Annotated in this window: 11 protein-coding genes; 10 read left to right on the top strand and 1 reads right to left on the bottom strand. The window is 63.6% G+C overall.

Annotated features, from left to right (window positions below; all coding sequences use genetic code 11):
- From M3P27_12065 to priA, 10 genes are all read left to right on the top strand, one after another.
- Positions 1–998 (top strand): ankyrin repeat domain-containing protein (locus tag M3P27_12065; protein MDP9269043.1); only part of this gene is annotated, 998 nt, incomplete at its 5' end.
- Positions 999–1,048: 50 nt separating this feature from the next.
- Positions 1,049–1,615, top strand: a complete 567-nt coding sequence (locus M3P27_12060) for a hypothetical protein (protein ID MDP9269042.1) — start codon at positions 1,049–1,051, stop codon at positions 1,613–1,615.
- Between the two features lie 48 nt (positions 1,616–1,663).
- Complete coding sequence (gene rapZ / locus M3P27_12055) at positions 1,664–2,578, top strand: RNase adapter RapZ (GenBank protein MDP9269041.1); 915 nt, start codon at positions 1,664–1,666, stop codon at positions 2,576–2,578.
- A gap of 104 nt (positions 2,579–2,682) precedes the next feature.
- Complete coding sequence (locus M3P27_12050) at positions 2,683–4,533, top strand: ABC transporter ATP-binding protein/permease (protein MDP9269040.1); 1,851 nt, start codon at positions 2,683–2,685, stop codon at positions 4,531–4,533.
- A 99-nt stretch (positions 4,534–4,632) separates the two neighbouring features.
- Positions 4,633–5,520, top strand: coding sequence for a YicC family protein (locus M3P27_12045; protein ID MDP9269039.1), 888 nt, complete (start codon positions 4,633–4,635; stop codon positions 5,518–5,520).
- Positions 5,517–6,221 (top strand): guanylate kinase, encoded by a 705-nt coding sequence (gene gmk / locus M3P27_12040; protein MDP9269038.1) that lies wholly within the window; start codon positions 5,517–5,519, stop codon positions 6,219–6,221. Before M3P27_12045 ends, gmk begins: the two co-directional genes overlap by 4 nt.
- A gap of 22 nt (positions 6,222–6,243) precedes the next feature.
- Positions 6,244–6,477 carry a DNA-directed RNA polymerase subunit omega gene (gene rpoZ, locus M3P27_12035; protein ID MDP9269037.1) on the top strand — a complete coding sequence of 78 codons (234 nt, stop codon included), beginning with the start codon at positions 6,244–6,246 and terminating at the stop codon, positions 6,475–6,477.
- A 177-nt stretch (positions 6,478–6,654) separates the two neighbouring features.
- Positions 6,655–7,872: a bifunctional phosphopantothenoylcysteine decarboxylase/phosphopantothenate--cysteine ligase CoaBC gene (coaBC, locus tag M3P27_12030; GenBank protein ID MDP9269036.1), complete on the top strand. Its 1,218-nt coding sequence runs from the start codon at positions 6,655–6,657 to the stop codon at positions 7,870–7,872.
- A complete protein-coding gene (locus M3P27_12025) occupies positions 7,872–8,630 on the top strand; it encodes a uracil-DNA glycosylase (GenBank protein MDP9269035.1) in 759 nt (252 codons plus the stop codon). The genes coaBC and M3P27_12025 overlap by 1 nt, the downstream gene beginning before the upstream one ends.
- Positions 8,631–8,695: 65 nt before the next feature.
- The gene (priA, locus tag M3P27_12020) at positions 8,696–11,131 is read left to right on the top strand and encodes a primosomal protein N' (GenBank protein ID MDP9269034.1); all 2,436 of its coding nucleotides are present in this window, start codon (positions 8,696–8,698) and stop codon (positions 11,129–11,131) included.
- Between the two features lie 16 nt (positions 11,132–11,147).
- Here the strand turns inward: priA and M3P27_12015 are convergent, their stop codons facing one another.
- Positions 11,148–12,167 carry a site-2 protease family protein gene (locus M3P27_12015; GenBank protein MDP9269033.1) on the bottom strand — a complete coding sequence of 340 codons (1,020 nt, stop codon included), beginning with the start codon at positions 12,165–12,167 and terminating at the stop codon, positions 11,148–11,150.
- Between the last annotated feature and the right edge of the window lie 80 nt (positions 12,168–12,247).

Genomic DNA, 12,247 nt, shown 5'->3' with positions numbered 1-12,247 from the left:
ACGCATTGCTCGCCGCCGTCGAGGACGATGACGTGTCGCGCGCGCAGGCACTGCTGGCGAAGAAGGCCGATCCAAATGCGAGCGACAAACACAACGTCAGCGCACTGATGATGGCGGTGGAGTCCGCCGACGCCGAGATGGTGAAGCTGCTCCTGGCAGCCCCAGCCGACGTCAACGCCGGCGACCAGAGTGGGACAACCGCTCTGATGACCGCGGCCGAGTTCGGCGATGCCGACCTCATGCCGCTGCTGCTCGACGCCAAAGCCAATGTCAACGCTACCGACGTAAATGGTTGGACGGCGCTGACCATCGCCTCACTCGAGGGCAAGCCGGAGGCGGTGAAGCTGTTGCTGGAGCGCGGCGCGGATCCGCGCCTGCGCGACCGCGAAGGGCATTCCGTGTGGATGTTCGCCGCCGCCCAAGGCGACCAGGACGCGATGAATCAACTGCTCGACCCTGACGTCACGCACCTCACCAAGAAAGATCTGGAGCTGGCTGACCGTCGCGGCTGGACGGCGCTGCACCATGCGTGCGCGCAGGAGCATCCCGCGGTCGCGCAGATGCTGCTCGACGCCGGCGCAAACCCGAACGCGCGCGATACTTCCGCATGGACTCCGCTCATGCTCGCGGCGCAATCGCACTGCTATACCTGCGCGCAGCTGCTCACCAGCCATGGCGCGAAGGTGAACCTAGCCTCGGCGAGCGGGACGACGCCGCTGATGCTGGCTGCGGCGCAGGGCGATGTGGGACAGGTGGAGCTATTACTGAAGCGGGGGGCGAATGCGAATGCGGCCTCGCGCCAGAAGAACACGGCATTGCTCGAAGCCGCCGCGCGCGGATTTGTAGAAGTCGCACAGAAGCTGCTCGCTGCGGGCGCCGATCCGAACGTGCGGACGGCTCGGGGCGAGACGGCGTTGCGGCGCGCGACTTCGAAGACCGCGGCAGGGAATCCAGACTCGCCGATGATCCAACTGTTAAAGCAAGCGGGGGCAAAGTAGGATGCGGCAAAACATTTTGGGGGTCCTCGGGCTATCCCAGGGAGGCAACAATGAACAAAATGTTGTTCGTTTGGGGATGGGTCGGATGTATCGCTCTGGCGCTGGTGCTGATCGGCATAGGAGTGCTGGGCGCGGTCGGCGCATCGATGTCGTCTTCGCCCGATAGTACCGCGGCCCAGACAGCGGTCACGGGAGCGGTGGGATTGATCGGACTGGCATACATCCCTTTACTGGCCGCCGCGGTGATCTTCCTGGTGATGATGTACAAGATGTGGGGCGCGATCCAGGATGGCCAGGCGCGGTCGACCCCGGGGAAAGCGGTTGGGTTCATGTTCATCCCATTCTTCAACATCTACTGGGCATTCCAGGCGATCTGGGGCTGGGCGCAGGATTACAACAAATACATCGCGCGGCATAACGTGCGCACCCAACCGGTGCCGGAAGGCTTGTTCCTCACCTACGTGATCCTGTGCTTTGTCGCAGTGATCCCGGTACTGGGGCTGCTCGCGGTGCTGGTGAACATCGTGATCGGCGTGATGATGGCCAGCAAGATCTGCGATGCCGTGAATGCGCTTTCGTCGGCGCCGCGCGCTGCCGCAGCGGTGGCGGGCACCTAGTCCGCTTGCCCGTTTCACTTCCGCCGTTCGGTGCTACCATCGAGCGCGATGCCCCAACGGCGGAAGTCTTCCTCTCATCCCGCAAAGTCGCGCCGCCTGGCGCGCACGGCCGGAACCGAACTGGTGGTCATCACCGGCATGTCGGGCTCGGGCAAGGCGAGTGTGCTCAAAGCCTTCGAAGACATGGGCTACTACGCGGTGGACAATCTGCCGGTGGAGCTGATCCCGCATTTTGCCGAGCTGGCGCGCGAGTCGTCGCAGATCGAGCGCGCGGCGCTGGTGGCGGACGTCCGCGAAGGCCACGGGCTGTCGCGGCTGCCGGCGATCCTGAAGACGCTCAAGCGTTCGTTGCCTACACGCGTGGTGTACCTCGAGGCGTCTGACGAAGCGCTGTTGCGGCGCTTCAGCGAGACGCGCCGGCCCCATCCGTTGGGCAAAGAATCGCCGGTGAAGATGGCGATCCATAACGAGCGCAAGCGCCTGCGGCCGATCCGCGCGATGGCCGACATGGTCGTCGATACCACCAAGTTCAACGTGCATGAGCTGCGCGCGCATATCACCCGACGATTCCAGCACGCGCCTACGGAAAAGAACATCCTGGTCTCGTGCATGAGCTTCGGCTACAAGAATGGCGTTCCGGAAGACGCCGACCTGGTGTTCGACGTGCGCTTCCTGCCCAACCCGCACTTCATCCCCAAGTATCGGCCGCTGACCGGGCGCGATCCCGCGGTGGCGCAGTACATCCGCGGCTTCCCGCAGACGCGGCAGTTCATCCGTAAGGTCACCGACATGCTCGCCTACCTGCTTCCCCACTACGTGCGTGAAGGGAAGAGCTACCTCACGATCGGATTCGGCTGCACCGGCGGGCAGCATCGCTCGGTGATGATCGCGGAAGACGTGCACAAGCGCTTGGCGGAAGAAGGATACCGGGTGAAAGTCGTCCACCGGGACAGTCCGAAATGACGAAGTCCAGCCAGCTGATCCTGCCACCCCGCTGCGCGAAGTTGAGGTTTCGGCTGCTGTAGAATCAATCTCTTGCAAGCACCCTCGACAACCCTAGGAATCCCATGCGGCAGTTAATGCGGCTGCTGCGCTACGTGCGCCCGTACTGGCTGCAGCTCTCGGCGTCTGTCGTGCTGATGGCGCTGGTGGGGCTGTTCGACGCGTTCCGCATCCTGCTGGTCGGGCCGATGCTCGATCGCGTGCTGCGGCCGGACACTGGCTCCGACAACATCGTGCTCTTCACCGTGCCCGGCGGCGGGCCCACGGTCTACCTGCAGCAGTTTGTTCCAGCCCATTTTCATAATGCGTGGACAGTGGTCGCCTTCGCGCTGGTGGTTTCCACCCTGGTGAAGGGAGTCTGCGATTATCTGGGAACGTACCTGGTGAACTTTGCCGGCTACGGCCTGATCACCGACCTGCGCAATCACATCTACGACGGGATCCTGCGACGCTCGGCCGCGTTCTTCCAGAAGCACACCACCGGCACGCTGCTCTCCACCATCATCAACGACATCGAGAAGGTGCAGTTCGCGATGTCCACGGTGCTGGCCGAGTTTCTGCAGCAGTTCTTCATCCTGCTATTCACCGCGGCGGTGGTGGTGGTACTGGGCGGGAAGCTGGCTTGGGTGCTGCTGCTGTTCATCCCCTTCATCTTCTATTCCGCGCGGCGCATCGGGAAGCGGGTACGCTCGACCACGCGCAAGGGCCAGGACAAGCTGGCCGACATCCAGAACATCCTGCACGAGACCATCACCGGCAACCGCATCGTGAAGGCGTTCAACATGGAAGCGTGGGAAAGCTCGCGCTTCCGCGGTGCGGCGCAAAAGCTCTTCCGCGCGAACTTGCGCTCGGTGGCGGCGTATTCACTCACCGGCCCGATGATGGAGCTGCTCGGCGCCCTGGCTATCGCCTTGTTGTTGCTGCTGGGGCGCGACTACATCAAGGTGGGATACATCAAGCCCGGCGTCTTCGTCGCATTCATCTTCGCGGTATTCAAGCTTTACGATCCGGTGCGCAAGTTCGCCATCTACAACAATAATTTCCAGCAGGCGCTGGGCGCATCGTCTTCGATCTTCGAGTTCCTCGATGAACAGGACGAGGTGAAAGAACGGCCGGGAGCGAAGGCGCTGCCGCCGTTCCGCGACGCGGTCCGCTTCGAGAAGGCCAGCTTCACCTACGGAGGTGGCGACCAAGAACGCGGGAACGAAGAACGCGGCATCCTGCACGGCATCGACTTGACGGTGAAGCGTGGCGAGGTGCTGGCCGTGGTCGGCTCGAGCGGCGCGGGCAAGAGCACGCTCGTCCACCTGATCCCAAGATTCTTCGACGTGAGCGATGGCCGGATCACGCTCGACGGGCAGGACATCCGCGAGGTCACGCTGGCTTCGTTGCGCGCACAGATCGGCATCGTGACCCAGGAGACCATCCTGTTCAACGACACCGTGCGCGCGAACATCGCGTATGGACGCCAGCAGGTCTCGCAGCAGGAGATCGAGGCCGCGGCCAAGGCGGCGCTGGCGCACGATTTCATCCTGAACATGCCCGAAGGGTACGACACGGTGATCGGCGAAAAAGGGTTGCGGCTCTCCGGCGGCGAGCGGCAGCGCATCGCCATCGCGCGCGCCATCCTGAAGAACGCCCCCATCCTTATCCTGGACGAAGCGACCTCGGCGCTCGATACCGAGAGTGAAGCGCTGGTGCAATCGGCGATCGGCAACCTGATGGCCAACCGCACCGTCTTCGTGATCGCGCATCGACTCTCGACCGTGCGCCGCGCCACGCGCATCGTTGTGCTCGAAGAAGGACGCATTACCGACGCGGGCACGCATGAGGACTTGATGGGACGCCTGGGGACATATCGCAGGCTCTATGACCTGCAGTTCGTCGAGCTCGATCCCAAGATCCCGATGATATAAGCCGTCCATTATTTGAGGGCGACGATCAGGGTCGCGAGTAGGGCGACAAGGTAAGATACCCGCGACCCGATATCTGCAACCCGGTAGCGGCGATCCACTATGCCAGTTCGCTCCATGACCGCGTTCGCGCAGGTAAAAGGGCAAGCCGGCGACCAGCTCGGCTTCACCCTGTCGTTGAAGTCGGTGAACCATCGCTTCCTCGACCTGAACCTGCGCATGCCGTCTGAGACCGACGCGCTCGAGATGAAGATGCGCAAAGCGCTGAAAGAAAGACTGGCACGCGGGCACGTGGATGTAACACTCGCCATTGAGCGCGGCACCGGCGCGCAGTTCGAGGTGAACAAGACGCTGGTCGGCGGATACGTGGAAGCGTTCCGCGCGGCGGCCCGCGTTTTCGGCGTGGTCGGGGAGCCTGACTTGAACGCCATCCTGCGCATGCCGGGCGCGCTGAACTCGGCGCTCGCCTCGATGGACGGTGCATTCGAAGCGGCGGTCACGGCGAAGCTCGACGAATGCATGGCACTGCTCGACGAGATGCGCACCCATGAAGGCGCAGGCATCGAGCGCGAGCTGCGCGAGCGGATGAAGGCGTTGAAGTCTGCGACCAGCGAGATCGAGAAGCTGCGCGGCGCGGTCTCGCGCTCTTATCTCGAAAAAGTGGAAGCGCGGATGAAGGAGTTGATCGGAGCGCACGCGGAGAAAGACCGCATCCTGCAAGAAGCGGCGCTGTTGGCCGAGCGGAGCGACATCCAGGAAGAGATCGTGCGCATGCACAACCACATCGCACACTTCCTGCAACTGCTAGAACAGGGGACAGAGGTCGGCAAGAAGCTCGACTTCCTGTTGCAGGAGATGAACCGCGAATCGAATACGCTGCTCTCGAAGACGTCTGGCGTTTCGGGCGAGGGGCTGCGCATCACGGAGTTAGGATTGGCAATGAAGTCGGAGATCGAGAAAGCGCGCGAACAGGTGCAGAACGTCGAATGAGCGGGATCCTATACATCATCTCGGCGCCGTCAGGGTCAGGGAAGTCGACCCTGGTGACGGAGATCCGCAAGGTCGTTCCCGACCTGGAGTTCTCCGTCTCGTACACCACGCGGCCGAAGCGAGGCAGCGAGCAGAATGGGCGCGAGTATTACTTCATCTCGCGCGACGAGTTCGAGCGCATGATCTCGGCCAACGACTTCCTTGAGTACGCCGACGTCTTCGGGAACTACTACGGTACGGCGCAGCGCTTTCTGCATGAGGCGGCGAAGCGGGGCAAAGACCTGCTGCTCGATATCGACGTCCAGGGCGAAAAGCAGGTGAAGCAGAAGGTCCCCGGGGCAGCCAGCATCTTCGTGCTGCCTCCCTCGCGGCAAGTGCTGGAGCTGCGCTTGCGGCGGCGGAGCGAGGCGGAGGGGGCCGATTCCGAGGCGGTCATCCAGCGGCGGCTGCACGAGGCCTCGAAAGAGATTGAGAATTACCCGAATTACGACTATATTCTCGTGAACGACCAGCTGGAACGTTCCATCGATCAATTGAAGGCCATTGTGGTCGGCGAGCGCCTGAAGAGGGCGGGCCGTCCTCTCACGCCGCAAGAACAAGCCGTCGTGGAGGCGTCCAAGGCCAACCTGCGCGAGAACATGCGCGAGAAGGCTCAGACGGTGCTGAAGACGTTCCAGTTATCCGCCGCCCCACAGCGGTAAACAGGCCCAAGTGAGGAAGTCCATGAAGCTCATCGAAGGATTCGACAGCAATTACCGGTACATCCTGGTGGCGGCGCGGCGGGCACGGCAACTGCAGGGCGGCTCGCGTCCCATGGTAGACACCGGCTCGCGCAAACCGTGCCGCATCGCGCAGCAGGAGATCGAAGCCGGCAAGGTCGGCTACGTGATCGGACCCCTGAAGACCGCGAAAGACTCGGTGAGCGATCTGCTCGATAACGCGATCAGCCGCAGGTAGCACCCCTTTTTCAACCCGCCACGGAAACACGCCGGGATGGGTGTCTCTGGGGTTTCAAGTCACGGGGTCCCGGGGTATCAGGCCGTGCGGCGAATCCTTCCTGCCCGGCCGGCATCCGATCAGATAACCGGGCGGCGCTTTCGAGCGCGCTCCGGAAGTACAATCGTTGACTCGATTATGAAGATCGCTCTCGGCGTCTGCGGAGGGATCGCGGCCTACAAGGCGGCGGAGATCGTCCGCCTGCTGCAAGACCGCGGCGTGCGCGTGCAGGTGGTGATGACACGCGCGGCGCAGGAGTTCGTGCGTCCGCTCACCTTTGCCGCGCTCTCCGGCGAGAAGGTCATCACCGGGCTGTTCGGTGCGGGTGCGGAAGAACCCAATATCGATTCCGCCGTCGAGCACATCGCGGTGGCGCAGTCCATCGACGCGCTTGTGGTCGCGCCGGCTACGGCGGACACGCTGGCAAAATTCGCCAACGGATTGGCGGACGATTTTCTCTCGACACTATTTTTGGCGACTACCGCGCCCGTGGTCGTGGCTCCCGCGATGAATGTGAACATGTGGGAGCACGAAGCCACGCAGGCGAATATCGCGAAGCTGAAACAGCGTGGCGTGCGCGTGGTCGAGCCCGACGCGGGATATCTTGCCTGTGGCATGACGGGCCCGGGACGTCTGGCGTCGAATGAGAGCATCGTTGCCGCGGCGCTCGAAGCGCTGGGCGCGACGCAGGATCTGGCGGGCGAGACCATCCTCATCACTGCCGGACCGACGCGCGAGTTTGTAGACCCGGTCCGCTACATCTCGAATCGCTCGAGCGGCAAGATGGGCTATGCGCTCGCCGAAGCCGCGCTGCGTCGGGGCGCGCACGTCATCCTCATCACCGGCCCGGTGGCGTTGAAGCCTCCGGGGGCGGCCGAAGTCATCCCCGTGGAGACGGCGGAGCAGATGCGCGAGGGGGTGCTCGGAAATCTTGCCCGCGCGACCATTGCGATCAGCACGGCCGCAGTGGCGGACTACAAAGCGAAGCACGTCGCGGGCGAGAAGATCAAGCGCACCGGACCGATGACGCTCGAACTCGAAGCCACGGCAGACATCCTGGCCGAGATCGCGAAGGTACGGCAGAATCAGATCCTCGTAGGTTTCGCAGCGGAGACCAGCAATGTTCTAGCGAACGCGAAAGCCAAGCTCGAGCGCAAGCAGCTCGACATGATCGTGGCCAACGACGTCTCAAAGCCGGCGATCGGCTTCGATTCGGATCGCAATGAAGTCACCATCCTCACACGCGACGGCAACGTGATCGACGTGCCGGAGACCACAAAGTGGGAGGTCGCGCACCGCGTCCTCGACGCAGTGGTGAAGCTGAAGCAGCGCCAGCCTGCTAGTATTCGGTCGTAATGGCCGATTTAGACAACCCACAATTCCAGAAGGAACTTGCGGCGCGGTTGCAGTATTACCGCGAGATGGGGATCTACGACCTTTATCGGCGCGAAGGTAGCGCCGGCGTCTCGCCGGCTGTAGCGGGCGCGTCCCGCGACCGCTCGGATCCGCCGCCACTTTCGCTGCCGATCCTGCGCGACGTCGAGGCCGAACTGCGGGCCATCCGCGAAGATATTGGCGACTGCACGCGCTGCGCGCTGCACAAGGGCCGGAAGAACATCGTGTTTGGCGTGGGGAACGCGCACGCCGAGCTGATGTTCGTGGGCGAGGGTCCGGGCGCGGATGAGGACGCCAAGGGCGAGCCGTTCGTCGGACGAGCCGGACAGCTGCTCAACAAGATGATCGAAGCGATGGGCGTAACGCGCGAACAGGTCTACATCGCGAACGTCGTCAAGTGCCGGCCACCCGAGAACCGCGCGCCGGAGCGCGACGAGATGGAGACGTGCTCGCCCTTCCTCTACCGGCAGATCGCGGCCATCCACCCGAAAGTCATCGTGGCGCTGGGCGCGACCGCGGCGAAGGCATTGCTCAACGTGAACGAGCCGATGAGCGCGCTGCGCGGACGCTGGCACGACTTCCGCGGGACCAAGCTGATCGCGACGTATCATCCGGCATACCTGCTGCGTGATCCGCGGCAGAAGAAAGAGACGTGGAAGGACCTGCAGCTGGCGATGAAGGAGCTCGGGCTGCCGCTGCCGGCCAAGGGCGTCGAGTAGAGACGGAGCTTGCCCCGTCTCCTTCCTCGCGCGACGCCCACCTGTAGAATCACGGGACGTCAACCATGCCCGAATATTGCGACGTGGCGTTGCCTGTCCCGCTCGACGCCACCTTTACCTACCGCGTCGCAGCGACTGCACCCGTGGTGGGCGGGCGGGTGCTCGTCCCCTTCGGACAGCAGCGCATGGCCGGCGTGGTCGTCCGTCTACACGATGACAAGCCCAGCGTAAAGACTAAAGAAGTACTTGAGGCGCTCGACGCCGCGCCTTTGCTGGAAGCGCCGCTGCTCGAACTGGCGGAGTGGATCGCCAACTACTACCTCGCGCCGCTCGGCGAGGTTTTCCGGACGATGTTGCCGGTGATGGCGGAGGTGCGGCGCATCCGCGAGTACCGCATCACCGACGTTGGACACACGGAGCTGTACAGGGCTAGCGAGCTGGGCTCCTCGCGCCGGTCGCAGCGGACTCCGGCGGAGCAGGACGTGGAGTACGCGGTGCTGAATCATCTCTCCGACCGCGAGGTGGCGCGCGAGACGGCGTTGCGCTCCGCTACCGGAGCCTCGCGCGCGCTGCTGGCCGGGATGCTGCGCAAGAAGTGGATCGCTTGGCAGGACGTTTCGGAATCGCGCGAACAGCGCCGGGTCGCAAAGGTCGTCGTGCTGAAGCAGGTAGAAGGGAAACTCAATGATGCGCAGCGGACCATTGTGGAAGCGCTGGCCGCCAGCGGTGGACGCCTGCATCTCGCGACGCTGCATGGCCTGGAGATATCAGCGAGCTCGCTGAAGACGCTGGAGAAACGTGGCGTGGTCGCCATCGAAGAAGAGCCGCAGGATTTCCACCTCACCTCGATGAAGGCGCGCAAGCGCGACTACGAGCTGAATGCCGAGCAGCAAAAGGCGTTCGAGCATGTGACGGCAGCGGCGCAGGCGGGAGAGTTTTCCGTCTCGCTGCTCTACGGCGTGACCGGGTCAGGCAAGACGGCGGTCTATCTCGCGGCGATGCAGGAGGCGCTGGCGGCAGGGAAGTCGGCGCTGATGCTGGTGCCGGAGATCGGGCTCACGCCGGCGGCGGCAGCGCATCTCTACGAGATCTTCGGCGACGAGGTCGCCATCCTGCACTCCGGACTTACACCGGGGGAACGCACTGAGCAGTGGCGCAGGATACACGCGGGCGGGGCGCGCATCGTGGTGGGGACGCGCTCTGCCGTGTTCGCGCCTCTCCCGGAGCTGGCACTGATCGTGGTTGACGAAGAGCAGGATTCCTCCTACAAGCAGGAAGAGACGCCGCGTTATCACGGGCGCGACGTTGCGGTGATGCGCGGCAAGCTGACGGGCGCGGCGGTGGTGCTGGGTTCAGCGACGCCGTCGCTGGAATCGTTCCACAACGCGAAGAAGCAGAAGTACGCGCTGCTCGAGTTGCGCGAGCGTGTGGAGCAGCGCGCGTTGCCGGGAGTGGAACTCGTCGACATGAAAGTCGAGTTCGCCGAGACCGGCGCCGACCATCTGTTCTCGCGCAAGCTGACGGAAGAGATCACCGCGTGCCTGGCGCGCGGCGAGCAGGCGATGATCCTGCTCAACCGGCGTGGATATTCCGCCATCGTGCTTTGCCGCTCATGCGGCGAGAAGATCGAGTGCGTGAACTGCGCCATCGCGCTCACCTATCACAAGGGCGCGAACAAGCTGGAATGCCATTATTGCGGATATAAGCGTCCGGTGCCGAAGACGTGTCCGAAGTGCGGCAGCGAGCACATCTACTTCCTCGGCTCAGGCTCGGAAAAACTCGAAGACGTGCTGCAAACGGCGTTTCCGGGGGCGCGCATCGGCCGGATGGACCGCGACACCATCCGCGGACGTGGCGACTTCGAGCGCGTGCTCAACCAGATGCACGCCGGCGAGATCGACCTGCTGGTAGGGACACAGATGATCGCCAAGGGACACGACGTTCCGGGCGTGACGCTCGTCGGCGTGGTCGGCGCGGACTTCGCGCTTGGCTTTCCTGATTTTCGCGCGGCCGAGCGGACCTTCCAATTGCTCACCCAGGTCGCGGGACGCGCGGGACGCGGCGAGACGCCGGGGCGCGTGATCCTGCAAACATTCTTTCCCGACCACTACGCCATACAGTTCGCGGCGCAGCACGATTACGACGGCTTCTTCGAGAAGGAGATACGGTATCGCGGGTGGATGCACTATCCGCCATTCACGGCGCTGGCGAACGTGCTCGTGCGCTCGGACAAGCTGGAGCACGCGTTGCGTTGGGCGGGCATGCTGGGGCGGTGGTTCGAGGCGAACGTAAAGCCTAAGACGAAGGGCCTGCGCGTGCTGGGGCCGGCGGCGGCGCCGATCGTCCGCTTGAAGCGGGACTACCGGTATCACTTCGTGCTCAAATCGGATTCGCGGAAGCGATTGAACGAGATACTGCGTGCGATGCTGGGACACGCGGTGGAGCAGAAGATCCCGCGGACGAACGTGATCGTGGACGTGGATCCTTTATCGCTTCTTTAAAACCACAAAATGGCCATCAGCGCTGCTGGGTGTAGGCGTCCCAAGCGTCCAGGGCAGAGCCGCCGGCGAACGGAGCCGGGACGAGCGTCAGCACGAGCATGAGCAGCGCGAAAGCCGCGAGCAGTTGGCGCTTGCCGTCGAGTGCGGGATAGAGGCTGACCTGGGGATGGCGCGAGCCCATGATGAGCAGGAATAGCGCCCACATGAACCATCCCTGCCAGAACAGGATAGCCAGCGGGATGAGCAGCAGGGTGAGCGCGCGCGTGATGCGGCGGTGCTGCTCGGGCGCGAGGGCGTAGACGATGTGTCCGCCGTCGAGCTGTCCGCCGGGCAGCAGGTTGAGCGCGGTCGCGAACATCCCGACCCAGGCGGCGAGCGCGATGGGATGCATGTAGAGGTCGTCGAGTGAAGCAGCCATCGCGCCGGTGACCGGCCAGGGGAGCACGGCGTGCAGCAGGTGAAAAATGAGCGGATAGCCGAACTGAAGGTCGGATTCGCCGACCAGGCCGGCCGCATGTTTCGAGAGCAGCAGACCGAGCACCGCGGCCGGGACAGCGATCACGAAGCCGGCAATGGGTCCGGCGATCCCGATATCGAAGAGCGCGCGGCGCGTAGGGATGGGTGACTTGATGCGGATGAACGCGCCGAATGTCCCGATGAGCGTGGGCGCGGGGATAAAAAAGGGCAGCGTGGCATAGACGCGATAGCGCAGGCAGTAAAGGAAGTGTCCGAACTCGTGTGCCAGCAGGATGGTGAGCAGCGTGACGGAGAATGGGATGCCGAGCAGCAGGTTGTGGGGATCGCTGAGCGCCCAGCGTACCGGAAAAAGATCGTGATCGAAACGGAACGGCGGCAGCTGATTGAGGAAGTTGTATTCGAGGCGCGCGCCCATCACGAGCGTGGTGAAGACGGTCGCGACGAAGAGCAGGATATGCAGCCACCAGCGGCGGCGCGGAGGAGTGATGACGTAGACCTGGTGGAGGCGGAGGTCGTCGAGGGAGAAAGCTGGCGGGAGGTTGGGGTCAGGGGAAGACATCAACTGGGCGACGATCCGATATCAGTATAGGGATGGTTCTTTTCTTCGAGGGCTTCGCGGTGAATCGGCTACGCCCGCGC

Source organism: Acidobacteriota bacterium, assembly GCA_030774055.1.
In the GTDB taxonomy this organism is placed as follows: Bacteria; Acidobacteriota; Terriglobia; order Terriglobales; family Acidobacteriaceae; genus JACPNR01.
Note: the sequence above shows the minus strand (reverse complement) of the source record. Positions and strands in the feature narration are given on the sequence as shown.